The organism is Brevundimonas sp. (genome assembly GCF_044336875.1).
Taxonomy (GTDB): Bacteria; Pseudomonadota; Alphaproteobacteria; order Caulobacterales; family Caulobacteraceae; genus Brevundimonas.
On the sequence record NZ_JBIIOP010000011.1, the window covers coordinates 32,018 to 58,783 of the forward strand.

Below are 26,766 nucleotides of genomic sequence, written 5' to 3' on the forward strand. Positions count from 1 at the left end.
GTCGATGATCGCTTCCTGTCGGGCGTTCTCTGCGCCGCCTTCGATGGCTTCTTCGGCCATGTCTTCCCCTGAAATCCTAGTCTTTAGTGTGGTTATGCCGCTTATCGGAAGGTGACGCGAGGGCGGTCAAGGCTTATCGGTGATCCGAGACATGAACGCGCAACCCCACGACATAGCTGCGGTGGAAAGCCTGCTCGCCTTCTGGCGGGATGCGGGCGTCGACGCCTGCTATGGCGAGGCGCCGGTCGACCACACCCACATCGCCCCGCCCCCGGCGGTGAAGGCGGTGCAGAAGGCGACCGCCTCGGTCGTCACGCCGATGGTCGGCGCCAATGCGGCGGACGCCATCGCCGAAGCCCGTCACCTGGCGGCCGGCGCGGCCACCCTTCAGGATCTCGCGGCGGCGGTGGCGAGCTTCGAGGGCTGTCCGCTGCGGGGGCTGGGCGCGACCCAGTCGGTGTTCGGACGCGGCAATCCCAACGCCCCGGTCCTGGTGATCGGCGAAGGCCCCGGCGCGGACGAGGATCGGGTCGGCCAGCCCTTCGTCGGCACGGCGGGTCAGCTGTTGGACCGGATGCTGGCGGCGGCTGGCCTGACCGACCGGGTCTTCATCACCAATACCGTCTTCTGGCGGCCGCCCGGCAACCGTACCCCGACGCCGCAGGAACAGGCCGTTTGCGCCCCCTTCGTTGAGCGAGTCTTCGCCCTGCTGCAGCCCAAGGCGGTCCTGCTGCTCGGCGCAGCCTCGGCCAAGTCGGTCCTGCAGACCGAGGAGGGCATCATGAAGACGCGCGGTCAGTGGAAGGAATGGCGACTGGCGGAGGGGGCGGTTTCGGCTCCGGTCATGCCGACGCTCCACCCCGCCTTCCTGCTGCGTCAGCCCCAGGCCAAACGTCAGGTCTGGGCCGATCTTCTCGCACTTGCAGCAAAAGTGGACGGCTCAGGTTGAGCCCTGCCCCATTATGGGGCATCCTGATCGCTTGACGACCAACGCCAAACGATCCCCGTCTGACGAGAACGGACAGGGTGACGCCAACGGGGCCGCCGCGTATGTATTTGTTCCGCCGGGCGTTCCTCGCCTCGACGTTGGCTTTCGCGCTCTCCGCAGCGGCGGGCTCCGCCATGGCGGAGGCGCCTTATGACGGAATGTCCGGATCCAGTTCCGGTTCCACGCGCCCCACAGCCCTGAGCTCGGCCGACAGGCTTTCCTACACCACCGCCTTCGACGCCCTGCGGCGCGGCGACCTGGAAGCGGCTCGCGCCTCGGCCCGTCAGGCGCAGGACCGGGTGCTGCTGGGCCAGGTCGAGTTCGAGAGCCTGTTCCACCCCGACCACGTCGCCACCTATGACGAACTGGCGGCCTGGCTGGAGACCTATTCCGATCTGCCCTGCGCCGACCGGGTCTATACATTGGCCATGCGCCGCCGTCCCGACGGCGCGCCGGAACCGGTCAAGCCGGGCGGCCTGATCGGCCGGACCTGGAACAGTGTGATCACCGCCGTATCGGGCGGCCCGACCATCGACCCGATGAAGGCCGCGCGGATCGCCTACAACGGCGACGACCTGACGGGCGCCTCGGCCATCGGCCGCGAGATCGGCGACTGGTGGACCGTCGGCCTGGCGGAATGGCGCCTGGGTCAGTTTCACGAATCCTATTCCGCCTTCCAGCGGGTCGCCAACGATCCGACGGAAGATCCCTGGGTCCGCGCCGGCGCCGCCTACTGGACCGCGCGCGCCGCGTCCCAGTCGGGCCGCCAGGACCGGGTCGAGGAATATCTGCGTCTGTCGGCCCAGTGGCCCGCGACCTTCTACGGCCAGATCGCCCTGCGGCAACTGGGCGAAGAGCCCACGATCGAGAACATGGGGCCGCGCGCCTATCAGGCCGGCCCGCGCCTGCAGCGCGCCATCTATGTGCCCGAAGGCGCCCGGGTCGAGGCCAACGAGCTGGAAGCCTTCGTCCTGAGCGACGTCCGCGCCAAGCGCACTGTCGCCTATTATGAAGTGGGCCGCCGCGCCGAGGCGGAAAGCGAACTGCGTTCGGGCCTGCGCACCGCCGTCGGCGACGCCGCGCGGATGTGGACGGCCCTGGCGCGGGTGATGATGCCGGGCAGCAATGACGCGACGAAGATCGACGCGACCCGTTTCCCCATGCCGGACCTGCAGCCCGACGGCGGGTTCACCATCGAGAAGTCGCTGGTGTACGCCCTGGCGCGCAAGGAGACCGACTTCAATCCGGACGCCCGGTCCAGCGTCGGCGCCTATGGGCTGATGCAGGTGATGCCGACGACGGCGGCGGAGATGACGGGCGACCGGACCTTCGTCAGCGACCCGTCCAAACTGTTGATCCCGGCGACCAACATGCGGCTGGGTCAGGCCTATATCAACCGGATGCTGCAGTTGCCGGCCTTCCAGGGCGACCTGCTGCGGGCGGTGGCGTCCTACAACGCCGGACCGGGGCCGATGCTCGCGGCCGTGCGCAAACTGGGGCCGGACGCCGATCCGCTGCTGCTGATCGAGACGATCGACGTGCCCCAGGCGCGTGATTACGTAGAAAAGGTCGTGGCCAGCTACTGGATATATCAGCGCATGTTCGGCGGCCCGCTGAATACGCTGGACGCGGTGGCCTCGGGCGCGAAACTGGTCCCGGTGTCGCTGGACTATGTGCCGCCCGCTCCGGTCGCCGAACCGATCCTGGTGGCGCAGGCGACGACCGTCGCCGGCGACCAGTAAGGCCCTAGAAGATCGCCGAGAGCAGGATCGCCCAGAAGGCGACGCTGACCACGATGGCCAGGGCGTAGCCCGTCACGGGATTGATCAGACGCGACGCGAGATCGCGGACCGGGGCGTTCTGGCCCTGAGTCGTGTTGATGGCCGGAGCCCGCATTGGTCTTCCTCCCGGCGGAACATTCGGTTCCGTGTGTGATCCACGGATAACGACGTCAGCTTAATACAGCGTGCGCGGGAATGGTTGCGCTGGGATTAAGGCTGCGCTTGCGTCTCCCATAGACGAAAGTCGGGCTGGGCCAGCAGGCGCTCGACATAGGTCGACGCCGTCCCGTCGTCGCCGTGATCGGCCAGATCAATCTGGAAATGACGCACCCGCGCCGCGACCGGCGTGTAGAAGGCGTCGGCGATCGACCAATCCCCGAACAGCCACGGCCCCTCGCCGCCGAAGCGATCGCGCATCTGGCGGAACAGGCTGACGACCCGCGCCAGATCGCGATCAAGGGCGGGATCGGACGGGGTCTCAGAACGGGCGTCGCCGACCATAGGTCGATCCGGTCCCGTGCTGCAGAAGGTCCGCAGGGCGGAAAAGCCGGAATGTATCTCGGCCGTCACCGATCGGGCCAAGGCTCGCGTGGTCGGATCGGCGGGCCAAAGCCGGGCCTCGGGATAGGATTCCGCGGCCCATTCGGCGATGGCCAGCGTGTCCCAGATCAACTCGCCGCCGACCCGCAACACCGGCACGAAACCCGACGGCGAAACCTCGCTCAGCGCCGCCTTCTGGGCTGCGGTCTCGTAGCGGGCGTCAATCGTGACGAAGTCCGCACCCGTGCGCTTCATCACCATCCAGCCTCGCAGGGACCAGGTGGAATAGGTGCGCGGCCCAATGATCAGTTCCATGTCGCTTTCTCGCCTTCGGGGTTAAAGCCTCACTCGGTTCGCTGCGAACCATTGACGGTCCTCCGGCGCATCCTCTACCCAGTGGCGCAGGACGTCACCCCATTTCACGGGGTTCTGCATTCGCCCCCAGGCCGCCAGGGTCGCCTCCGAGATCGCGGCATAGAGATCCGGATCTGACAGCAGGGCCTCGACGCTGTCGGCCAGGGCGTCCGCTCGCCCGGCCGGGAAGACCATGGCGGATCGACGATCGACCAGATGGCCGGCAAACATCGGGTGATCCGACGCCACTATGGGGGTGCGGGCGCAGAGGGATTCGTAGATCGTCAGCGGCAGGCCCTCGGGATAGTCATGGCGACTGGGCACCACCACGGCCGTCGCCGCCTGCATGGCGTCGAACACGGCGGTGTTGGGGATCAGGCCAAGGAAGTCGACGCGATCCGCCACGCCGAGCTGCGCGGCCATGGCTTCGAACTGGGACACCTGCCCTCCCCCCGCGATCCGGAGCGTGACGTCCATGCCCCTGCGCTTCAGTTCGGCGATGGCGCCTATGGCGTCTCCGACGCCCTTCTTGGGCTGGATGGTGCCGACATAAAGCAGGCTGTGCGGCCCCGACGCCAGGCTGCGTGGCGGCGTCTCTTCGGGACGACGGACATAGGGCCAATCCCAGGCCAGGAGCTTTTCGGGTTTCACGCCGATCCGGGCCAGAGACCGGCAGGCGTTGACCCCGTGGTTCGAGATCCAGTCGACACCGCTCCCGTTGAGGACAGACGCCAACCGGCCGTACTTCAGCAACCGCACGAGGGGGTGGATGTCGAAGGAGTCCGCGAACTGGCACAGGACCTTGCGGTCCGTCGCCACGCCCCAGCGGATCAGGGCCGTCAGCGGACCCAGGACGACCAGATGGGTGGGATTCCAGTCGGCCATGATCTGCCTGATCCGACCGGCCTGCTTCTTGGGATGGGCCTTGGCGCCGATGACCGTCAGGCCATTCGGCAGCACCTCGTTGTAGGCTTCGGGCGAAAGACAGCAGACCATGGCCACGTCGCCGTGTTCACGCTGCAGAGCCTCCAGCTGTTCCAGCACATAGCGATGACCATAGTAGGTCTCCGTGCCTGTCGCCTGGAGACGATGATAGGCCTCGCGATAATCGCCCGCATACTGGACGATCAGGATACGCTTGCGCTCGGTTTTCATCGGATCAGGCTCACTTCAACCCCTCAAGCATCATCCGCCACGGATCACCCAGTCCCAGCGCAAGCCGCCCGCCGACCCAGACGCATACGACCAGCAGCAGGGCGCCGGTGGCCAGGGCGTCCTGGCGCAGGAAGGACAGACGTTCGCGGCGCTGGCCATAGGCGACAAATACATACCGCCCCAGCTCCGCCGCCACGATCGCCAATATGGCGCCCGCCACCCCGGCCCAGACGTAACCGAACCACAATCCCCCGGCTAGGACGGCGAACCGGATGACATTGGCGCCGCTCTCGTAGGCCGGACGCCCCGCCCCCATCAGCAGGGCCTCGTTGAAATTGGACAGGATCGAGAACCACGAACCGAACAGCAACAGGGACAGCATCCAGCCGGCCTCGACATAGCGGCTGTCATAGAGGATCGAGACCGCCCAGTCCGCAGACCCCACCCCCAGGCCGATCACGGCCGCCGCCAGAAGCACCAGCTTCATGCGCGCGGGCGATACGCTGGCGACCATGACCTCGTCGCCGCGCGACCTGGCGTCGGCCAGCATGGGGAAGATGATCTGATAGCCCAGCCGACGCGCCATCAGGGCCGGAATATCGGCCATGGTGCGCGCCAGACCATAGATGCCGACAAGGGCCAGGGGCGCGATCTTGCCCAGGGTCAGACGGTCCAGATTGGATGCGGCGAAGATGATCACCGACGACACCATGATCCAGCCGCCGAAGTTCAGGATCTGTTTTGCATAGCCCCGATCGATCATCAGCCGGTGCCCGGGGTGCGGCAGGCGATAGCTGAGGATCGATCGGATCGAAATCGCGCACAGGGTGCCGATCAGCAGACCCCATACGTTCGGCATGGCCAGGACCAGGCACAGGGTGACGACGAAACCGGCCAGTTCGGCGGAAAATTCGAACAGGGTCCGCCGCTTCACCTCCAGATTCTTCACCGCCAGAAAGATCGATGTCGAATGCAGCGAGGTCAGCAGGGGGGCGAAGGAGATGGCCAGAAATATGCGGGTGTCGACTTCATAGAAGCCGGCCAGCAAAGGCGACAGAACCAGGAACAGCGACGTCAGGCAGAAGCCCCGGATGATCTGCATCGTCCAGGCGGTGTTGAAGAAGGCGTGGTCCGCACCGTCCTTGTGCCGCACGATATTCTGCTCGATGCCGACGTCGGTCAGCAGTTCGATGCCCAGCCGCATGGCGTTGACGATGACCATGACGCCGAAGACGGCAGGATCCAGCAGTCGCGTCAGTATGACGTTGGAGACGAACCTGAGCCCGAAGGACGAGGCGAAATTCCCGAGAGACCAGAGAAAGCGTCCGACCAGCGCCGATCGATCGGTCGTCATCCGGCCTTCACCCCGGCCTGCGTCATGTCCCGAGCGGCGAGCGGCGTTTCCGGCGACACCCGTCGGCGGAACAGGCCCATGATCAGGCCAAGGGCGCTGACATTCCAGGCTGTCAGGGAATACAGGCCCAGTTTCAGCGATCGCCGACGGAAGGTCAGGAAGGCGAGCGGAGCGATCAGCAGCCCCAGCAGCACCAGCCATTGCCCGGTCAGCAGGCTGGCCAGAAGCAGCAGCCACCAGCCGCCGACCACGATCCCGACCCGCACATGGCTGAGGCGCTTCAGGACGATGGGCATATGGGCGCGCGACAGGGCGCCGCGAAGCACTTCGCCGGGCGCGCCGGAATAGCCGGACTTCAGCCGTTTCCACAGCAGGCGATAGCCGTCCATCTGGTGACCGTAATGGTCGACGGCGGCGTGATCGATGCGCGCCAGCTTCCAGCCCCGCGCCTGGAGCCGCGCCGCCAGCTCGAACTCCTCGAAGGCGTGCAGGTTGCGGTCGGCGAACCAGCCGACCTGACGCACGGCCTCGGTGCGGTACAGGCCGCCGCAGTCGAGCCGGTCGACGACGCCGGGCAGCCAGTTCCGGTCGCGCGCGACAGTCGTGGCCCGGATCTGGAACTCGTGCGCCTCGGTGTTCATCTCGCGCACCCGCCCGCCGACGGCGGCGATCTCGGGATTCTGCTCCAGATAGGCGATGCCGGCCCGCACGAAATCCGGATCCAGCACCATGTCGCCGTCCAGCAGATAGAAGTAGTCGCCTTCGGCATGCTGGAAGGCCAGCTGGGCGCCGGCGCCGCAGCAGCGCTCGGCCGTATTGGCCAGTTGCACCACCCGCACCGGGAAATCGGCCGCGATCTCCAGGGTGCGGTCCGTGGATCCGCTGTCGGCCAGAACAACCTCGCCGCCCAGAGGCTCGACCGCCGCCACCGCACTGGCCAGGGCGGCTGCGATGTGCCGCTCCTCGTTGAGCGCCTTTATACCTACGGTGACCTTCACGCGTCGCCTCCAGCGCCCTGCCTGTCGGCCGCGCCCCCCGAACCTGGTTGCATCTTCATGGACACGTATCCCCGCGCCCGTCTGGTTCGGCGTCTTCTTTGCACGATGTGCGATTTTGAGACATCCAAATCGTCGCTCAATACGAATATTTCATAAGCCGGACCAACAGGGTAGTGCTGTCGGCATCAACGGGGAAAGTCAGTGTCGCCAATCGCCTACAGAGCCGAGATCGACGGGCTGCGCGCCATCGCCGTTCTGGCCGTGACCCTGTACCATTTCGGGATCACCTCGATGTCCGGCGGTTTCGTGGGCGTCGACGTCTTCTTCGTCATCTCCGGCTATCTGATCACCGCCATCCTGCAGCGCCAGTTCGCCGCGAACCAGTTTTCCATCGCCGACTTCTATCGTCGCCGCGCCCTGCGCATCCTGCCCGCCCTGCTGTTCCTGCTGGCGGTGCTTTGCGTCCTGATGCCGATCGCCTTCACACCGGTCGACATCAAGGCCTTCGCCCGCAGCCTGCCGCCCGTGGCGGCCTTCCTTTCGAACTTCTATTTCGGAAAGGAATTCAACTATTTCGACGCCGCATCCGACACTCAGATGCTGCTCCATACCTGGTCTCTGGCGGTCGAGGAGCAGTTCTACATCCTGTATCCGATCATGCTGGGGCTGGCTTTCCGCTATGCGCGCCGTTTCATGGCGGCCCTGGTCTGGATCTCCGTCCTGCTGTCCTTCGCGCTAAGCGTCTATCTGCTCGAGACCAACCAGGCCAAGATCGCCTTCTACATGTTCCCGCCGCGGGCCTGGGAACTGGGCCTCGGCGCGGTGATCGCCCTGGGTGCGACGCCGACCGTCGCCAATCGCATGGCGCGAGAAGTCCTTTCGGCAGGCGGCGTGGCCTTGATCGCCTTCGGGGTGTTCAGCCTGACGGCCGCCTCCAGCTTCCCGGGGGTCAACGCCCTCGCGCCCTGTCTGGGCGCGGCCCTGATCATCGCCTATGGTTCGGGCACCCGGCTCGGCGCCGTGCTCGGCTCAAGACTGCCGCGCGGCATAGGCAAGATTTCCTACTCCCTGTATCTCTGGCACTGGCCGGTCGCGGTCGTCGCCCGGCAATTCATGGGTGCGGAACTGGGCCTGTCCGGCTTGGCCATCTGTCTGGTCGTCTCCGTGGCCCTGGCCGTCGCCTCCTATCGCTGGATCGAGACCCCCTTCAGAGCCAGGACATGGACTCAGGTTCCGGTTCGCAAACTGTTGGCGGGCGCCCTGGCCAGTCTGCTGATCGCCGCAGCCGCAGGCCCTGCCCTGGCGCATATGGCGTCCGCCAGCCTTCTGCTTCGCCAACCCCAGGCGAAAAGCGATCTGGCCTATCTGGATTACGACCGCCGTCCCGAAAGCCGCGTCGAAGTCTCTCGCGACGTCTGTTTCCTGACCGAGGAATCTCCCAATCCCGAACTGAATGTCCAGACCTGTCTGACGGATCGCGCGGACCGGCCCAATGTCCTGACGTTCGGCGACAGCCACCTGGCCTATCTGCTGCCCGGGCTGCGTGAGGCCTATCCCGCAACCAATTTCGTCCAGGCCACGGCGGCCGGCTGCTCGCCGATCGACGACTATGCGCTGGGCAAACCCTACTGCCGCCCGATGATCGACATGATCTACGACCGGCTCGGGAAGCACCGCTATCAGGCCGTCATCCTCGGCGCCCGGTGGGCCGAACGGGACGTGCCGTCCCTGGTCGCCAGCATCGGTCGGCTCAAGGCGTCCGGCCAGACCGTCATCGTCATGGGGCCGGCGCTGGAGTATTCCGACGCCCTGCCCGCCGTTCTGGCGCGGATGTCGTGGATCGGCACGGGCTTCTCGACCGAACCCTTCCTGCGCGAGGACCGGCGGGAACTGGATCGGATCATGCGCGACGCCGTGACCCGCGCCGGCGCGACCTATGTTTCGGAACAGACGCCGCTGTGTTCGGAGAACCGCTGCGAGGCCCGGGCGCCGTCAGGCGCGCCGATCGTCTTCGACTACGCCCACTACACGACCGATGGCGCACGACGTCTGGCGGCGCGTATCCGCGAGGACAATCCGGGGCTTGCGGATGTTATTGGGCCAGGGAACTGACCGGCTCCGGCCCACCCTATGACGCGTCGCGAAGCCCGAAACATTCCTGATCTTCTCCATAGACATAAGGTGCGGCGCGGCATTCCGCAGGCTGCCCATATCGCCAACCCGACCCCTTGAATCCCAGATAGACACGGCCGAACACATCCTTGTCGGCATCCATGGTCACGACTTCATCCAAAGTCCCGACCGGGAAGGCGCCGACCATGGTCCAACTGGCGGCGTCGTCCGTCGAGCGCCAGACGCCGTAACGCCCCTGCACTCGGGCCGCGACATAGATTGCGGGGTAGTCCGCGCCGGGCGCGGCCTTGCCGAAAGCGATGTCGTGCGCATGCTCGACGCCCTCCAGCGCCTGCCAGGTGCGGCCGCCGTCAGTGGACCGACGCAAGCGCTTGTCGGCGGAATGTTCCGCATTGGCTGTAAAGAACAGATGGCCGGCCCGCCCCGGAACGGCCCGAAGCTTGGCGCTGAAGCGGCCGTCCGGCGCGATGGCGCCCCGGAAGACCCGACGCCAGTTGCGACCGCCGTCCTCCGTCGTCCACAGCCCTTCCAGCCCCGCGTTTGCACCGTCCCCGCTATGCATCAGATAGAAGGTCGCCGGACGCACCCTGTCCGCCGTCAGGGTGCGTCGATGGTAGTTGTATCGGGAATAGGAGCCGGTATCCGGCAGCACTTCCCCCGGCAGCGACACGCGTTTCCAGGTCACGCCCCGGTCGGTCGTATAGAAGGGCGAGCGATTATAGGCGGGCGCCCAGACGATGTTGTTCACGTCGCTTGAGGACACGGCGATGGTCCCGAAGGCCATGCGCCAGGGGTCGGAGGCTTCAGTTCCCGGCGGCTGGGGCAGGTTGGCGAACTTGGCCCAGGTCCGACCGCCGTCTGTGCTGTACCCCGCGAGGATCGCGTCGCCGTCCTCCGAACAGCAGGAGGTGCGGGTGTCCGAGGCGTTGGTCACCATGAAGCCCGGATCCGCCGCGCTCCAGTCGACCTGCTGCACCCCGATCAGCACACGCTCCTTGGGGCCGTATCCGGTGGAAAACCGGGTCAGGTCGTCCCGAACGTGCAGGCCGAAATCCCAGCCGGCGAAGATGGGCAGGCGTCCCGGCGCCGCGACAACGTCATTCGCCACCAGTTCCTCGATGCCTCGCACCCGGCTTTTCCAGTTCACCCGGCGAGGATCAGCGCCGACATCGGCGAAATAAACGCCGGTGCCCGCCGCATTCCAGAGACGGTCGGGCGTGACCGGGTCAAAAACCACCTCCCCCGTGGCGAAGAAGCCGTTGTCGACGACATGGAGCCATGGCGGATCCTTTTCGCCGACGCCGGGACGGCCTCCGAGCCGCGACCAGTGGTCGCCGCCGTCAGTGCTGAGATAACCGCGCCCCCCGACGTCGAAGACATAGACCCCGCCGTCGCGCGGATTCACGGCGACGGCGGCGAAGGCGGCCGATTGGATGCCCGCGTTTCCGGTCAGGTCGGTCCAGCGGCCATCCGCGAACTTCCAGACCTTCTTGTTGTCGACATCAACGCCGAAAAAGGCGCCGTCAGGTGCGAAAACGCCATGCCTGAGACGTTGGGGAGCCGGCTGCCCGTTTCCGCCGAGGGGACGGAAGCTCTTCCCGTCATCCCTGGAAATCCAGACGCCGCGACCGGCGACCGCCGCCCAAAGCGCCGATCCGTCCGGAGTGAACCACAAAACCGCGCCGGGCGCGGGATCATTGGGACCGCCGGTAGCAGAAGGCAGTGTGTCGTTCCGGGACCAGGTCAGCCCTCCATCCTCGGATCGCCACATTCCGTCTCGCGGGGTGCCGAAGACGACGAGATCGGGATTGTCGGGTTTCACCGCGATGAAGGGGCCATAGTGCCGGAAGGGGCTGTTGGCGTCGAAGGACAACATCGGCAGGGCCGCCTTATCGAACCGGCGCCCGCGATCCGTCGACCGGTACAGACCGCCCGCCATGGCGAGGTAGATACGCTGTGGATCGGACGGCGCTACGACGACCTCATAAACTCCCTGGCTCAGCCGCATGGGTTGAGGGTCGGGCATGTTCGCCGTGGTGACCAGGGAAACCCAGCGGTCCTCCGCATCGTCCCAGAGATAGGCGCCATAAACATCGGCGCGCGCCACGCGCGTTTCGCCACGCCGATCCATGCTCAGGCCGGTCAGGAACCCGCCGCCTCCGATCGGGACCGCACGCCAAGCATAGGTGGAAGCCGAGGGGCTTGCGACGGGAGGCGCTATCGGACTTTCCACGCCTTGGGCCGTCGCCGCCGCAGAAGGTCTGGTCCCGTCGCCAGACAGTGCCAAAAGGAGAATCGCCGAAACGAATGCGGACAACATAGCCAGTTTCCCCAAGCGGATGGCCTTTCGGCGAAATGAGCGTCTAAAGGTTGAAAACAGCGCACGCCACGCTCGCACGAGCCTCGCGCCCGCAACATATCGTCGTTAGACCACGAAATTGGATGATCGCGAGCCTCAGTCGCTTTATCGTTTCTTTTGTGTCAACGCGGCATGATAAGTGCAGAATGCACAGGCAATTGTTTGGTAACGGGATCGATTTTAGACGACACGCCGCCGCAGCTAGGCCGTTTTTGTGCGGTGCGGTATAAGGTGGGCGTCTTGCGATCCCCGACTAGAACCTGACCTGTCCAATCCGGCTGCGGCCAAAGTCCTGATGATGGTGCAATGACTGAGACGAACGACTATTCGCCGAGCAATGCCGGCCGCGCAGGCGAAACGATCGACATTCAGCGGCTGATCGCCGTGTTCCGCCGTCGATTGAAACTGTTCGCGGCGGTCGCCGCCGTGGTCTTCATCGTTGTGGCCGTGGTTATGCTGCGCCAGACGCCGCTATATACCGCGACCAGCAATCTCCAGATCAACACCCGCACCGAACAGGTGGTCGATTCAAAGGCCGTCTTGTCCGGCCTGAACCCTGAGACCAGCGTGGTCGACACCGAGGTCGAGGTGCTGAAGTCGCCGGAACTGGCGGCTGCGGTCGTCGACTCTCTCCGACTGACCGAAGATCCGGAGTTCAACGGTCGCCTCCAGAAGCCGGGTCTGCTGGGCACGATCAAGGGCTGGGTCGGCCTCGGCGCAGACCGGACCTCACCGACGACCGAGGCGGGCCGCGAAGCAGAGCGGCAGAGCGTCATCAATGCTGTCGGTCAGCGGCTGGGCGTGCGTCGGGTGGGCCTGACCTATTCGATGAATGTCGGCTTCACCTCGGAGAGCCCCGTCAAGGCCGCTCGGATCGCCAACGTTTTCGCTGAAAAATACATCGAATCCCAACTGGACCGAAAGCTGGACGCCACCGGCCAGGCCAACACCTTCCTGCGTAGCCGTCTGGAAGAACTGCGCCAGCAGGTGCAGGAGGCCGACGCCGCCGTCTCCAGCTACCGGATCGCCAACAATCTGCTCAGCTCGCAGGGCGCGACCCTGACCGAGCAGGAGATCTCGGCCTACAATCAGCAACTGGCCGGTGTCCGCGCCCAGGAAGCCGAACAGGTCGCCCGTCTTCGCACCGCCCGCGCCCAGCTGGCCTCGGGTTCCAGCGGCGACGACGTCGGAGAAGCCCTGACGTCCCAGGTCATCCAGAACCTGCGCTCGCAACGCGCCGCCATCAGCGCCCGTGTCGCTGACATGAGCAGCCGCTACGGCCCTCTGCACCCCGACATGGTGCGGTCGCAGCGCGAGCTGGCCGATATCGACGCCCAAATCCAGGCCGAGATTCGTCGGATCATCTCCAACCTGGAAGCCCAGGTCCGGGTCGCTCAGGAACGTACCGCCTCGGTCCAGACCAGCCTCAACTCGGCGCGGGGCACCCTCGCCAGCAACAGCGGCGCCTCGGTGCAACTGCGTGAGCTGGAAGGCAACGCCGACGCCGCCCGCTCGGTCTATCAGACCTTCCTGGACCGTTATCGCGAAACCAGCGCCCAGGCCGGTATCGAACAGGCCGACGCCACCATCGTCTCCCGCGCCTCGATCCCGACTTCGCAAAGCTCGCCCAATGTCATGCTGAACCTCGCGCTCAGCATCGTTCTGGGCGTCGGCGCCGGCCTCGCCGCCGTGGTCCTGGCGGAAATGATGGACGCCGGTCTCGGCACGACCGAGGAAGTCGAGCGCAAGCTGGGCCTGCCGGCCATCGGCTCGGTTCCCCTGGTGTCCTCGGTCGCCGAACCGGCGGATCGCGGGATCAACCCCATCGACTTCGCGGTCAAGAAGCCGCTGTCGGTCTTCGCGGAGGCCTTCCGGTCGCTGCGGACGTCGATCAACTACGCCGGCGGCAGCCAGGGCAGCAAGGTCGTCGTCCTGACCTCGGCCCTGCCCGGCGAAGGCAAGACCACCACCTCGATCGGCCTGGCGCGCGTCTCGGCCATTGCGGGCAGCCGCGTCGTCCTGCTGGACTGCGACCTGCGCCGTCGGGCCGTCAGCCGGGCCCTTGGCCTGAACGCCGGCGCCGGTCTGGTCGAAGTCATCCAGGGCACGGCCACGCTGGAGTCGGTGCTCAAGCTGGACGAGTCGTCCGGCGCCTATATCCTGCCGCTGTCCAGCGTCACCGCGACCCAGGACATCTTCGGCGCCCAGGCCATGGACGAGCTGCTGGCCAAGCTGCGCACGTCGTTCGATCTGGTCTTGATGGACACCGCGCCTGTCCTGGCCCTAGCCGACACCCGCGTCCTCGCCGCCAAGGCGGACATGACCATCCTGCTGGCTCGCTGGCGCAAGACGCCGGCCCGCGCCATCAACAGCGCGGTCAAATTGCTGCAGCAATCCGGGGCTTATATCCTGGGCGCCGCGCTGACCCAGGTCGACGTCAACGCCCAATCGAAACAGGGTTATGGCGACGCCGGCTACTATTACAGCGAGTACAAGAAGTACTACACGGCCTGATCTGATTGATCAGAATGCCTGGATGGATGTCACGAGATCGATATCCATCCAGGGCCGTTTTTGTGACGGTTTGAACACCGCCCATCTTAGCCGCTGCCGCACGGTACTTAAATTCACGCCCGACGTGGATTTAGCCGATCAGCGCTGTTGCACTGCAACATGGCGGATCGTAAGCTTTCGAGAAGATTAACGGGGATTTCTAGATGCGCGTCGCAATGATCGGCACCGGCTATGTGGGCCTGGTGTCTGGAGCCTGTTTCGCCGACTTCGGTCACGTGGTCACCTGTATCGACAAGGACCCTTCCAAGATCGAGCGCCTCGAACGCGGCGAGATCCCCATCTTCGAGCCGGGCCTCGACGACCTGGTCGCGACCAATGTCCGCGAAGGCCGCCTGTTCTTCACCCTGGACGGGGCTGAAGCCATCCGGAACGCCGATGCGGTCTTCATCGCCGTCGGCACCCCGACCCGTCGCGGCGACGGCCATGCGGACCTCTCCTACGTCTATGCGGCGGCGGAAGAGATCGCCGGCCTGATCGACGGCTTCACCGTCGTCGTGACCAAGTCGACCGTGCCCGTCGGCACGGGCGACGAGGTCGAGGCCATCATCCGCAAGGCCAACCCCGACGCTGATTTCGCCGTCGTCTCCAACCCCGAGTTCCTGCGCGAGGGCGCCGCCATCGGCGACTTCAAACGCCCCGACCGGGTCGTCATCGGCGTCAACGACATAGAGACCGACACCGGCGTCCGCGCCAAGGGCGTGATGGCCGAACTGTATCGCCCGCTGAACCTGAACGAGAGCCCGCTGCTCTTCGTCGGTCGCCGCACGTCGGAGCTGATCAAGTACGCCGCCAACGCCTTCCTGGCGATGAAGATCACCTTCATCAACGAGATGGCGGACCTTTGCGAAGCCGTCGGCGCCGATGTGCAGCAGGTCGCGCGCGGCATCGGCCTGGACAAGCGTATCGGCTCGAAATTCCTGCACGCCGGTCCCGGCTATGGCGGCTCCTGCTTCCCCAAGGACACCATCGCCCTGGTCCGCACGGCCCAGCAGTACGGCGCCCCTGTCAAGCTGATCGAGACGACGGTCGAGGTGAACGACGCGCGCAAGAAGGCCATGGCCGGCCGCGTCGAGACCACCCTGGGCGACAGCGTCGCCGGCAAGACGGTCGCCCTGCTGGGTCTGACCTTCAAGCCCAACACCGACGACATGCGCGACGCCCCTTCGCTGGACATCGCCCCGGCGCTCATCGCCGCCGGAGCCAAGGTCCAGGCCTTCGACCCCGAGGGCATGCACGAGGCGTCCAAGCTGCTGGACGGCGTCGACATGAAGACCAACGCCTATGAGGCTGTCGAAGGCGCCGACGCCGTGGTCATCATCACCGAATGGGACCAGTTCCGCGCCCTCGATCTGGATCGGGTCAAGAGCCTGATGAACCAGCCGGTTCTGGTGGATCTGCGCAACGTCTATCGCGCCGAGGACATGGAACGCCGCGGCTTCAAGTACAGCGACATCGGACGGGGCTGATGGCCAACCCCGTTGTTGTTACGGGCGCGGCCGGTTTCATCGGCATGCATACGGCCGAGCGTCTGCTCGACCGCGGTGAGACGGTGGTCGGGATCGATGTCTTCAATGACTACTACGATCCTGCGCTGAAGGAAGCCCGCGCGGCGCGCCTCGAAGGGCGCGAGGGTTTCCGCATGGTTCGCGCAGATATCGCTGACCATGAACAGATGCGAACCCTCGTCGCCGAAAGCGGCGCGGATCGCATCGTTCACCTCGCCGCCCAGGCAGGGGTGCGATACTCGCTGGAAAACCCGTTCGCCTACGAGAGGTCCAATCTGGCCGGGCACCTTTCCATGCTGGAAGCGGCCCGCCACAACGGCATAAGGCATCTGGTCTATGCATCGTCGAGCTCGGTCTATGGCGACCGGCCGCTGGATGGGCAAGGCTTCCGCGAAGACGACCCCACCGTCACACCCGTCTCGCTCTACGCAGCGACGAAACGGTCCTGCGAACTGATTAGCCAGAGCTATGCAAAGCTGTACGGCTTCCCTCAATCCGGCCTCCGCTTCTTCACGGTCTACGGTCCGTGGGGGCGACCGGATATGGCCTACTACAGTTTCACACGAAAGATCGTCCGAGACGAGCCGATCGAAGTCTATGGCGAAGGCAAGATGGCCCGGGACTTCACCTATATCGACGACATCGTCGATGGAATCGTCGGCGTCCTCGACAACCCGCCGGCAGAAGGTGTTCACGAGGTCTATAACATCGGCGACAGCGAGCCTGTCGGCCTGATGGACATGATCGCCACTCTGGAAGACGCCTTGGGCGCCGAGGCCCGCAAGATTATGCGTCCCATGCAGCCCGGCGACGTGACGGCGACATATGCCGACATCACCAAGCTGAACGCCCTCACCGGCTACAAGCCCAAAGTTCCTCTGAAGGACGGACTGGAAAAGTTCGCCCGTTGGTGGCGCACTTTTGAGAACGGATAGGGGTGGCGATGGCTCGGATTTTCGCCGTCTCCTCTGGCGGAGGACATTGGGAACAGCTGATGCTCCTGAGAACCGCCTTCACTGGACATGACGTGGTCTATGCGAACACGATCGAAGGCTTGGCTGAGAAGGCCAGCGTCTCGCCCTCGGTCGTGATCGCCGACTGTAATCGCGACGATCTGATGTCCGTGCTTCGCTGCGTAAGGGATCTTCTCAAGATCTTCCAAAAAGACCGGCCGGACATCGTGGTGACCACCGGCGCCGCGCCCGGAGTTCTGGCCTTGGCGATCGGACGCCTTCACGGCTCCAAGGGGATCTGGATCGACAGCGTGGCTAATTCGGAGCGGCTGTCGTTGAGCGGGCGAATGGCGCGCCGTATAGCGGCTCTTCATCTGACCCAGTGGGAACACCTAGCCGACGAGGCGTCCGGCACGCACTATCTTGGGAGCGTGCTTTGATCCTGCTCACTCTCGGCACCCAATTGCCATTCGACAGACTCGTAAAGGCACTCGACCAGATTGCACCCACGCTGGACCAGCCGATCTTCGGCCAGATCGGTCGTTCGACCTATCGCCCCAAATCCTTCGAGTGGGCGGAGTCGATGGATCCACGCGTATTCGATGAAAAATTCCGCTCGGCCGACCTGGTTGTCTCTCACGCGGGCATTGGAACGATTCTGACGGCCCAAAAGCACGGCAAGCCCATCGTCCTGTTCCCGCGCGAGGCGCGCTATGGCGAACATAGAAATGACCATCAACTGGCGACCTCCAGTCAGCTGACAGGCCGACCGGGCATTTACATCGCCCGTACGCCGGAGGAACTCGAAGTCATTATCCGCGCGCGCCCACAGGCCGCATCGACCGCAGCAGATTTGGAACAGAAGAGAACCAGCTTCGTCGCGCGCCTGGCGCAGCAGATCGACACACTGGCGGGCGGACGATAGCGAATGGGAAATGCCGACATCATCTGCCTCTGCAACTGGCATGGGATCGGCGGCGCGCAGTTGAATGCGGGCATGCTGACTGCGGAGTTCCAGCGCCGTGGGTACATCGCCGAACTGGGCTTCCTGTTCGAGCGCGAGCCCGAAGCCAGACACGGGACGGAGGATTTCTTCGTCGTTGCCGAAGGTGCGCCTTCATCCCCAAACAGTTGGTATCGGTTCCTTCGCGACAGCAAACGGCAAATTCTGGATCGCCGCCCCAAGGCGATTTTCGGTTTCCAGCCCATGGCCAACATCATGGGCTCCCTGGTAGCCAAGCGCCTTGGGGATTGCCGCATGATCGCGACGCAACGAAACCCTTCCGACAGGCAGTCGCCCGTGGTCGCCCGTGTCGAACGCGCAATAGGCGGCGCCGGGCTCTACAACGCCAATATCGCGGTCAGCCGGACGGTGGAGGAATCCTTTGCCGCCTACCCTGAACCATACCGTCGGCGAATGCAGGTTGTGCATAACGCGACCCCAGCCCTGCCTGCGGTTCCGGACGGACGAGAGGCGAGCCGGGCCAGGTTCGGTATGCCGCGATCCGACCTTGTCCTAGGCGTACTGGGTCGGCTTCACCCCCAGAAGAACACTGAGTTTGCGATCGACGTCGTCAACCTCTTGCCCGACGCGCATCTCTACCTGGCCGGAGACGGACCGGAGGAACCTCGTCTTCGGCGAAAGGTCGCGGCGCTGGGCCTGCAGGACAGGGTCACCTTCTTGGGAGCAGTGCGCGGAGCAGACATCACCCGCTTCTATCAGGCTATAGATGTGCTGTTGTTCTGTTCTATCTACGAAGGTTTCGGGCGCGTCTTGGTCGAGGCTATGTCGCAGTCTACCCCAGTGATCGCCAGCGACATTCCGATTGCACGGGAGGTCGGCGGCGAGGCTGCCCTGTTCCGCCCATTCGATCCCCGAGAATGGGCGGACGCGATCAACTCGATCGCTGGTGACAGCACACTGAAGCAAAGTTTGACGGCGGGAGGACCGGCACAGGCCGCCAGATTCCAGCTTGACGCCATGGTGGAGGGATATCTCGACGCTGCCGGCCTGCCGCACAGGAAAACGAGCGGGGCTGACGCATGACGGCCGCATCCGAACTCACGCTCTCGCCTCAGATTCGTCCGCTTCCGACGCAACGCCCTGCCCAGGAACCGCCGTCGCGGTGGCCGCTGATCTTCTGCAGCCTAGCCTTTCTCTTTTTCCAGGGCGCGCTGACCCACCTGTTCGGCGCCTCGGACGGATCGAGCGGGGGTGCGCTTAAGGCGCTCTTCCTGCCTGTGGCGCTGCTGATCCAGCTAAGCGCGATCGTTTTGCTCGCCCTGCCGAAGCGACAACGGATCGTGCTGGAGCTTCTGCCTCGCAATCCGTGGATGCTTCTGGCGATCGCCTTCATCGTGCTGAGCGCCCTGTGGTCGATAGATCCGAACCTAACGATCCGCAGATCGATCGCCCTGCTGGGCACGACTGCCGTTGGATTGCTTGTCTATATTGAGGTGGGACGCGAGCGGTTGCTGCGCTTCTTCGCCATCAACCTGGCCATATTCACCGTCCTTTCGGTGCTGTTTTCAATCGCCGTGCCGAGCCTAGGCACCCACGTCCACGACAAGTTTGCTGGCCAGTGGCGGGGCCTGCTGGGCTTCAAGAACCAGGCGGCCTGGTCGGCCAGCCTGTTCATCATAATTTGGCTGGGGTCCCGCAAAACGAACTGGATGAAGAAGTTGAACTGGCCTCTGCTGGCCGTCGGCTTCCTGATGCTGCTCCAGACTAAATCTGCGACAGGCCTTGCGGCAACGACGTTTGGTGTCGCTACTTTCATCTCGCTCTATCTGTTCCGCCGGTTCGTCATTTTCCGCCCGATCGCACTAACGGCGCTAGCAATCATTCTGGTGCTTGTATTCACCGACGCGGGAGCACTCTTCAGTACGATTCTGGAGCTTCTCGGCCGCGACGCCAGCTTGACAGGGCGGACTTCGATCTGGACCGCATTGCTTCCATTCATCCAAGACAGACTCTGGCTGGGCAGCGGCTATCAAGCATTCTGGGATCATGCAGCGGAATTCTTCGGGACATCAAGCTGGATGGCCAGCATCGGCCACGCCCATAACGCCTATATCGAGATCCTGCTGGATGTCGGCATTGTTGGCCTGATTATACAGTTGGCCTTTCTTCTTCACGCACACCTCAAATTGTTTCTCTCATCCATGCGCGGGAACCCAGACTCGGCGACGATGTTCGTGATCTTCCTCACCTTCACCGTTATCGGGTTCGCTGGAGCCCTTTTCTTCAGACCCAATACGGGAATCTGGGTGATGATCGTGGCCTTCTCATTCTATGCCTTCGACCGACGCCCCCGGCTGGCGCGTCAACGCAGCGCCGCAGGCTAAATATGAAAAAAGTCACCTTCTTCATAAGGTCGATGCAGGGCGGCGGCGCCCAACGCGCCATGGTGCGTCTCGCCGGGGGTTTCGCTGACGCAGGATACCAGGTCGAAGTGCTGACGCTTGAGCCAGAAGGTAGTTTTAGAAGCGAACTTTCCCCTTCGGTGAAACTGACCCGCTTGGGTTCGAAGCGAATTTTCGGCGCTATTCCAGCATTGGCGCGCTATATGCGGCGAGAGCGGCCCGATGTGATGATGGTCACTGAGCCTGCGTGCAACATCGCTGTGATTGCCGCAAAACTGCTTTCTGGAGGACAGACCCGCGTCCTGATCCGGGAGGGGCTATTTCCTTCGGTCGCGGTGCGCGAAAGCCCTCACAAGGCGACTAGGCTGGCCTACAAGCTTGCGCCCTATCTCTATCGCCACGCCGATGTCATCGTAGCCGTAGCTGGCGACATGGCGGCCGATCTTGCGCGGTTCGCTCGCCTAGAGCGCAACCGGGTCACGACGATCGCAGTCAATCCTGTCGTAACAACCACCTTGACCGAAGCGGCCGCGATCAAGCCTGAGCACCCCTGGTTCTCAGGCGATATTCCTGTCGTCGTGGGCGTGGGGCGCCTAGATCGGCAAAAGGACTTCCTCACCTTGCTCAAGGCGTTCGAGCGTGTGAGGCAAGCACGGTCGTGCCGACTGGTGATCGTCGGCGAAGGCCCTTTGCGCGGCGCGCTTGAAACGGCCAGGGGGACTTCGGCCTACCCTGAGGACATCGACCTGCCTGGCTTTGTCGCCAAACCCTTCAGCTATATGTCCCACGCCGACGTCTTCGTGCTTTCATCGCGCTACGAAGGCTTGCCGAACGCGCTGATCGAGGCTTTGGCGTGCGGTGCTCCGGTCGTCTCCGCAGACTGCCCGAGCGGCCCACGTGAAATTCTCGACAACGGCCGTTTCGGGCGGCTGACGCCCGTCGGCGACGACAAGGCCATGGCGGACGCTATATTGGCGACACTCGACCATCCGGTCGATCGGCAGATATCCAAGGCTCGTGGATTCGATTTCACTATAGGAAACAGCACGGCGCTTTATGTGAAAGCCCTGTTTCCCACACCGCACGTATCATGAACGTCTCCACTCCGCCTGAGAAGGCCAAGGAGAAGCTGTCCTCCACGGTGATGAAGGGCGGCGCATGGTTGGGCATTGCGGCCGGTGCGCAAGCTGTTTTGCAGATTGTGATCTTCGCGATCCTGGCGCGCCTGCTTTCGCCGACCGCGTTCGGCCTGGCGGCCATAGCCGGCATCATCATAGATGTTGCAGCAGGGGTCGCGCCGCTCGGCATCAGCCAAGCGGTGGTTCAACGCAAAGAGTTGCGGCCCGAACATCTGCGCGCGGCCTTCACCCTGTCCCTCGCCACCGGCTGCCTGTTCGCCGCCGTGCTCTCGATCGCCGCAGAACCTATTGGTCGACTGCTGGGCAGCGCCGACAGCGCCCCTCTGATCGCCGCGCTGGCGTGGATGTTCCCGATCAAATCCCTGTCGTTTGTCGCTGAAGGCTTGGCGGCGAGAGGCAAGAAGTTCCGCCTGCTCGCTTCCCGGCAGATCACGGCCTATGTCCTTGGTTACGGCGTGGTCGGCCTCACCTGCGCCAGCCTGGGTCTGGGCGCCTGGTCTCTGGTTTATGCCCAATTGACCCAAGCCGCTGTCGTAGCCCTACTGCTCAACTCGACTGTCCGGTTCCCCAAAAAACCGACTTCGGATGTCCAAGCTTATAAGGACATTCTTTCCTTCGGCAGCGGATTTTCGGCTGCGCGCGTCATCAACTCGCTGGCCACGCAGTCGGACAGGGCGATCGTCTCGTCCTTTACCAATCCAGCCGCTGTCGGCCTTTATTCCCGCGCTCTCCAGATCGTACGTTACCCAACCCTGCTCGTGGGCCAAGTCATCGAAGACGTGCTTTTCCCATCCTTCGCCGGCGTGCAGTCGGACAAGGTGCGACTGCGTCAAGCCTTCTATAAAACCCAAGGATCGATCTTCGTGGCGATGACGCCGGTTACGGCTCTGGTCTGTCTGACGGCCGGCCAGATCTGCGATGTCCTTCTGGGTTCGCAATGGACCGGCGTCGTTCCGCTTGTGATCGTCTTCGGTTTCGCCCTGCCCTTCCGCTCCGCCCAGCGCGTCTGCAGCGCCACTCTTCGGGCGCTTGGTCATTCGTGGTGGGTCGCGGCCCTCCAGGCGCTCCTGCTTGTCGCCACCATCATCGGATCGGTGATCGGTATTCGCTTTGGCCTTTTCGGAGCAGCCATAGCCGTGACGATCGCATTCCTGATCCACTACGTCGCGCTGCTCATCGCCTGCGCTGTCACCCTTGAGTTGACACCGGGGCGTCTCATCCGACATCACCTTTCAGGCGTGCCCATCGGCTCGCTCGTGGCCATCGGCTCCATGATCGGTGCGGTAACCGCTACGGTCGTTCCATCCATCGTCGCCCTGATCGTCGCCGGCGTCGCATCCGCCGTCCTGACCTTGGCTGGGCTGTGGGTTGCGCCTCGCGTCTTCATCAACGAAGACGGCCGGTGGCTGCTTTCACTCCTGCTATCCAAGGCGCCCCGCAAGATTTCAGGCCTCAGCGCGGTCTCAGCATTCCAAATGAAGGTGTTGAAGTGAACATTCGACGTCCCGTCCTGCGCCTGCACGGCGCATATGAAGTCGAGAACTTCGGCGACATTCTTCTGGCGCGCATCTTCGCCGATTGGGCGCGGGAAGCTGGCTGGGAACCGATCACGATCGGCGCTCCGGACTATGTGCATCGAGACCTGAATCTTTCGCCGGACGTCACCGATGCGCCTCGAGCCGTCCTGCTGGTCGGCGGTGGCTACCTCGGAGAGCCAAAACGGTCTCTGCCAGGACGATGGAACTGGGGTTTCAAACTTGTCGAACGCCACCTCTCCGTCATGGCCGAAGCCAGAAGCAAGAATTTGCCCTACGCCGTGATCGGTGCGGGTTTCGGCCCGATCTCGAATCTGTTCGCGCGTTGGAAGGCCAAGTCGCTGATGAAAGGCGCCGCCGCTATCGTGCTCCGCGATCCGGAGAGCGCTAACTGGGCGAAACAATATGGCGTGCGGTGCGACGCCATTTCCGCCGACGCCGCCGTCACTTTGTCAAACACTCCCCTGAACGCTATCGCGCAGACGGAAGCCGCTCGATTCAGAGCGCAAGCAGAGGGCCGAAAGATCGTCGCCGTCCAATTCGATCGGGCGCCGTCCGGGGCAGATGAGTGGGCGGTGGTGTTCGATGAACTGGAAAAGCGCCTGCACGGGCTCGACTGCTTCGTCGTCGGCATCTCGGACCAACGAGGCACAGCCGTCGCCGAGATGCATCGACAAGCGGCAGAGCTGTTCTTGACGCGTTTTCCCAACGGTCGCTTCGAAGCCTATGACGGACTGGATTCGATGTTGGGACGGTTGTCCGCCGCCGACCTGATCATCACGACCAAGCTTCATATCGGCATCGTCGGATCGGCTTATGGCCGCGCGGTTCTATCCCTGCCGACGCACCAGAAGACGGTGCGCTTCTACCGCCAACTCGAACGGACCCAAGTCTGCGTCCCCAAGGCCGACTGGAGCTCCGCTTCGATCTCAGCCGCTTTCGACCAGGCATGGGCGCTCGTGGACAAGACGCCGCTTACTGTCCCCGAGGCCTTGACGCGCGCCTCACGGTCAAACGCCGAGTATGTCAACGCATTCCTAAATAAGTCCGCAGGTTAACGCGGCACTTCAACTCGAAGGGAAAGATGGGATGATACAATCCATACAGACATCTCGCGGCATGGCGGCCGTCGCCGTCGCCGTGTATCATGTGTATCTTATCTTTCTCCAGAAATTTGGCACCCCAACCTTTGAGGTCGTGTCTCAGTACGGTCAACTCGGCGTTCCGTACTTCTTCGTTCTGAGCGGATTTATCATCACCCATGCCCACTGGAAGGACCTGGGAAACGCGAAGAGCATTCCGACTTATTTCTACAGGCGTTTTGTTCGCGTCTATCCAGTCTACTGGATATTTAGCATCGTATTCGTGATCGCCGCATTGGTCGGCTTTGGAGACGCAGAACTAGACCCCAGGTGGTCAAGCATAGTCGAAAACATTGCGCTTATTCATTTCACGCCGGACTTCACATCACCACCACTCAAGGTTGCCTGGACTCTGTTTTATGAAATCCGCTTCTACCTGCTGTTCGGAATCGCTATCATAAACCCCCGTATCGGCGCCGTTTTGGGGGCCTGCTGGGTGCTTGCGTGCCTGCTGCTCAAGCCATTCAACGCCTTTACCACGGAACTTCTATCTTTCTGGAGCTTCGCCTTCCTGTTCGGAATATTGGCTGCCTTGGCCTACAAGCGTTTTTCCCCAAAGGCTTGGCTCGTGTGCGGCGGCTTGGGCCTGATTCTCTGCGCATCGATCCTTCTTGGCGACGCCATGGACCTTCGCAGCAAGAGAAGCTGGTTCATCATTCCCGTCAGCGCGGGTTTCGCCCTCGTCGTTTTGAGCCAGGCCTTGCGTGAGAAGCAGACAGGCTCGAAGACCAATCGGATCGGCAAACTGCTCGGTGACGCCTCTTATTCCCTCTATCTCGTTCATTCCGCCGCCATCTCCGCCGCCGTCATCATAATTTCTCGATTGGGCCTGCAGAACACGCTGCCTCACGCCGTGCTCTTCATTCCCGTCCTGATCGGCGCGATCATCGTTGGCGTCCTGGCTCACCTGGTGGTCGAGAAGCCGCTCATGAAGGCCCTGCGGCGGCCAAAACGGCACGACGCGGCCGAGGTAGCTACCGCCAAGGCCTGACTGCCGCCGCCATCCATCTCCACATATCGACGCCGTCACGACATGGTCCAACTTCTCCGGCGAGATATGCGCGAGAAGGAGCGAAGCATGAGATCAGGCATGAAGCGGCGCACACTGATCGGCGGTTCGATCCTCGGCGCGACCTTGCATGGTTCTGCCGGCGCGCAGTCGGCGCATGCGCCGCAGAATGAGGTCACAGAGCTGCAAAGACAGGTTCGAGATGTCGACGCTAGAACCTTCGCTGATTTCCTATCCGCTCGTGCGGATACCGCAGACCGGGCGATCGGCAGGATGCTCGGCACGCTCGCCGGCGCCTATCAGGTCGTCGAGACTGGCGGAGACGTGGTCACCACGGGCGGAGTGCATCTCAAGGATCTGGACCTGGCTCCTGTGGCGATCACCGTGGGGCGGCGGGGCGACTTTGCGACCCTCAACGAGGCCCTGTGGGCGGCGCAGAAGATGCGGCGCTCCTACAGGTCCCGCGGGATCGCCGTCGAAGTTCGACAACTGGCGGACTTTGTATTGGAGGAACAGGTCTTCGTTGTTCAGGACGATCTCAGCTTCATCACCCTGACGTCCGAGGCCCCCGAGGTCCGAATAAACCGGGCCTCATTGAACAAGGGCAACGGAAGGGCCGCAACAAACAACTGGCGGACAGGCGTTCTGCCCGCCTTCTGCGCCATGCGGGGCGGCGCCCTGCCCTATATTCGCACCCTATACGCAATGGACGACAGCGGCGACGGCTCGGGCACCGTGGGGGTATATGTGTTCGAGAACGGCCGAGCAGTCGTCGCCAGAGGCTGCGGCGTGAAGAATGCCGGATGGCGCGGCGCTTATGTTGACGCCGGCTTTTTCTACGCACGCCAATCTGTGTGGAGCGGCAGCGGATACGCCGGGGGGCCAGAGGGCGCGGCAGGCGGGGTTCGTGGCTCGAACCAGGCCGTGCTGATGATTAGGGAGGTGGATGCAACCCACTGCACAAACGGGGCCTACCTCAGCGACTGTATTGCGAATGTCTCCGATGCCGACTTCTCGAACGCCTCAAATATCGGGTTAGGGGTTCATGCAGGAGCCAACGTCTATGGCGGCGGCGTCAAGGCGGACGATTGCGGCCTGCGAGGCCTTCATGTGACGCTCGGCGGCCGGCTGGTTTCGGGAGAGTCTTCAAACGCCCTGGGCGCCTATCCATCGGCCCGGAATTGCGGTCAGAACGCCGCGCACGTCGACGACGGGGGCGAGCTCGTTCTCGAAAAGGCGGCGCTGTCTTCCAGAAACGGTCATGCCGTCGAGGTCATCAATGCGACAGCCCGCCTAAACGCCGCGACGATCACCGCCGCCAAAGGCCGCGGGATTAACGCCGCCGAGAACTCACAGGTCGGCGCCGTGTCGGCGCATATTTCCTCCGCCGAAGACTGGGCAGTGCGCCTCTTCAACGGCAGCTCGTTCAACGCCTGCAACGCTCGCATCCAGGGTCATGGCGGCGACGTCCATCTCGATGGCGGATCTCAGGCCAATCTCGCCAACGCCCGGCGAAGCGACGGCGAGAGCGAGATCATTTCGAACGTCTGGGGTGGAGAATATTCTCCCATGGGCAAGGTTACAGGCCTTGATCAGAGGATCCAGTTCAGGGACGAAACCTCGTCATTTGCCCTCTTCCCGGAAAGTCGTCCACACCATATCGTGCGTGGAGACTTGGCCGATCCGATACAAGTTGCGCTTTTCACAAGCACACAATCGCCCCACAAGCGCTTCGAGATTTCACACATCGGAACAGGGGCGGATGTCCTCATTTACGAAGACAGTCATCACTCCAAGCTGATCGCGACGCTTTCACCGCGCCAGACCTGCCGTTTGACGCCTGACGGCCGAGGCGGGTGGTTCACGTGACAATGCCCAGCG

Annotated in this window: 21 protein-coding genes; 15 read left to right on the forward strand and 6 right to left on the reverse strand. The window is 63.7% G+C overall.

Annotated elements, in window-relative coordinates; all coding sequences use genetic code 11:
• The first annotated feature begins 151 nt into the window (after positions 1–151).
• Both ACIQ1T_RS12945 and ACIQ1T_RS12950 read left to right on the forward strand, forming a co-directional pair.
• Positions 152–949: a uracil-DNA glycosylase family protein gene (locus tag ACIQ1T_RS12945; RefSeq protein ID WP_395944967.1), complete on the forward strand. Its 798-nt coding sequence runs from the start codon at positions 152–154 to the stop codon at positions 947–949.
• Between the two features lie 197 nt (positions 950–1,146).
• Positions 1,147–2,730, forward strand: coding sequence for a lytic transglycosylase domain-containing protein (locus ACIQ1T_RS12950; RefSeq protein ID WP_395944968.1), 1,584 nt, complete (start codon positions 1,147–1,149; stop codon positions 2,728–2,730).
• A gap of 4 nt (positions 2,731–2,734) precedes the next feature.
• Here ACIQ1T_RS12950 and ACIQ1T_RS12955 read toward each other — a convergent pair whose 3' ends face one another.
• From ACIQ1T_RS12955 to ACIQ1T_RS12975, 5 genes are all read right to left on the reverse strand, one after another.
• Positions 2,735–2,884, reverse strand: a complete 150-nt coding sequence (locus ACIQ1T_RS12955) for a hypothetical protein (RefSeq protein WP_395944969.1) — start codon at positions 2,882–2,884, stop codon at positions 2,735–2,737.
• Between the two features lie 95 nt (positions 2,885–2,979).
• Entirely contained in the window at positions 2,980–3,624 is a 645-nt protein-coding gene (locus ACIQ1T_RS12960) for a glutathione S-transferase (RefSeq protein WP_395944970.1), read from the reverse strand.
• 21 nt (positions 3,625–3,645) lie between these two features.
• Complete coding sequence (locus tag ACIQ1T_RS12965) at positions 3,646–4,818, reverse strand: glycosyltransferase (protein ID WP_395944971.1); 1,173 nt, start codon at positions 4,816–4,818, stop codon at positions 3,646–3,648.
• A gap of 10 nt (positions 4,819–4,828) precedes the next feature.
• Positions 4,829–6,172 (reverse strand): oligosaccharide flippase family protein, encoded by a 1,344-nt coding sequence (locus ACIQ1T_RS12970; protein ID WP_395944972.1) that lies wholly within the window; start codon positions 6,170–6,172, stop codon positions 4,829–4,831.
• Positions 6,169–7,170 (reverse strand): glycosyltransferase, encoded by a 1,002-nt coding sequence (locus ACIQ1T_RS12975; RefSeq protein WP_395944973.1) that lies wholly within the window; start codon positions 7,168–7,170, stop codon positions 6,169–6,171. Before ACIQ1T_RS12975 ends, ACIQ1T_RS12970 begins: the two co-directional genes overlap by 4 nt.
• A 201-nt stretch (positions 7,171–7,371) precedes the next feature.
• Between ACIQ1T_RS12975 and ACIQ1T_RS12980 the strand changes: the two genes are divergently transcribed.
• Complete coding sequence (locus ACIQ1T_RS12980; RefSeq protein WP_395944974.1) at positions 7,372–9,282, forward strand: acyltransferase family protein; 1,911 nt, start codon at positions 7,372–7,374, stop codon at positions 9,280–9,282.
• Between the two features lie 16 nt (positions 9,283–9,298).
• Here the strand turns inward: ACIQ1T_RS12980 and ACIQ1T_RS12985 are convergent, their stop codons facing one another.
• A complete protein-coding gene (locus ACIQ1T_RS12985; RefSeq protein ID WP_395944975.1) occupies positions 9,299–11,410 on the reverse strand; it encodes a WD40/YVTN/BNR-like repeat-containing protein in 2,112 nt (703 codons plus the stop codon).
• A 558-nt stretch (positions 11,411–11,968) separates the two neighbouring features.
• Between ACIQ1T_RS12985 and ACIQ1T_RS12990 the strand changes: the two genes are divergently transcribed.
• The 12 genes from ACIQ1T_RS12990 to ACIQ1T_RS13045 all read left to right on the forward strand — a co-directional run bounded on the left by ACIQ1T_RS12990 (position 11,969) and on the right by ACIQ1T_RS13045 (position 26,754).
• Positions 11,969–14,176, forward strand: a complete 2,208-nt coding sequence (locus ACIQ1T_RS12990; protein ID WP_395944976.1) for a GumC family protein — start codon at positions 11,969–11,971, stop codon at positions 14,174–14,176.
• 203 nt (positions 14,177–14,379) lie between these two features.
• Entirely contained in the window at positions 14,380–15,702 is a 1,323-nt protein-coding gene (locus tag ACIQ1T_RS12995) for a UDP-glucose dehydrogenase family protein (protein ID WP_395944977.1), read from the forward strand.
• Positions 15,702–16,676, forward strand: coding sequence for an SDR family NAD(P)-dependent oxidoreductase (locus ACIQ1T_RS13000; protein WP_395944978.1), 975 nt, complete (start codon positions 15,702–15,704; stop codon positions 16,674–16,676). Before ACIQ1T_RS12995 ends, ACIQ1T_RS13000 begins: the two co-directional genes overlap by 1 nt.
• Positions 16,677–16,735: 59 nt before the next feature.
• On the forward strand, positions 16,736–17,134 hold the full coding sequence (locus tag ACIQ1T_RS13005) for a glucuronosyltransferase (protein WP_395944979.1): 399 nt from the start codon (positions 16,736–16,738) through the stop codon (positions 17,132–17,134).
• Positions 17,131–17,619 carry a glycosyltransferase gene (locus tag ACIQ1T_RS13010; protein WP_395944980.1) on the forward strand — a complete coding sequence of 163 codons (489 nt, stop codon included), beginning with the start codon at positions 17,131–17,133 and terminating at the stop codon, positions 17,617–17,619. Before ACIQ1T_RS13005 ends, ACIQ1T_RS13010 begins: the two co-directional genes overlap by 4 nt.
• 3 nt (positions 17,620–17,622) lie before the next feature.
• Positions 17,623–18,741 carry a glycosyltransferase gene (locus ACIQ1T_RS13015; protein WP_395944981.1) on the forward strand — a complete coding sequence of 373 codons (1,119 nt, stop codon included), beginning with the start codon at positions 17,623–17,625 and terminating at the stop codon, positions 18,739–18,741.
• Entirely contained in the window at positions 18,738–20,042 is a 1,305-nt protein-coding gene (locus ACIQ1T_RS13020; protein WP_395944982.1) for an O-antigen ligase family protein, read from the forward strand. The genes ACIQ1T_RS13015 and ACIQ1T_RS13020 overlap by 4 nt, the downstream gene beginning before the upstream one ends.
• A 2-nt stretch (positions 20,043–20,044) precedes the next feature.
• A complete protein-coding gene (locus ACIQ1T_RS13025) occupies positions 20,045–21,154 on the forward strand; it encodes a glycosyltransferase (protein ID WP_395944983.1) in 1,110 nt (369 codons plus the stop codon).
• On the forward strand, positions 21,151–22,692 hold the full coding sequence (locus ACIQ1T_RS13030; RefSeq protein WP_395944984.1) for a lipopolysaccharide biosynthesis protein: 1,542 nt from the start codon (positions 21,151–21,153) through the stop codon (positions 22,690–22,692). The genes ACIQ1T_RS13025 and ACIQ1T_RS13030 overlap by 4 nt, the downstream gene beginning before the upstream one ends.
• Entirely contained in the window at positions 22,689–23,792 is a 1,104-nt protein-coding gene (locus ACIQ1T_RS13035; RefSeq protein ID WP_395944985.1) for a polysaccharide pyruvyl transferase family protein, read from the forward strand. The genes ACIQ1T_RS13030 and ACIQ1T_RS13035 overlap by 4 nt, the downstream gene beginning before the upstream one ends.
• 31 nt (positions 23,793–23,823) lie before the next feature.
• Positions 23,824–24,867: an acyltransferase family protein gene (locus ACIQ1T_RS13040; protein WP_395944986.1), complete on the forward strand. Its 1,044-nt coding sequence runs from the start codon at positions 23,824–23,826 to the stop codon at positions 24,865–24,867.
• A gap of 99 nt (positions 24,868–24,966) precedes the next feature.
• On the forward strand, positions 24,967–26,754 hold the full coding sequence (locus tag ACIQ1T_RS13045) for a hypothetical protein (protein WP_395944987.1): 1,788 nt from the start codon (positions 24,967–24,969) through the stop codon (positions 26,752–26,754).
• Positions 26,755–26,766 lie beyond the last annotated feature (12 nt).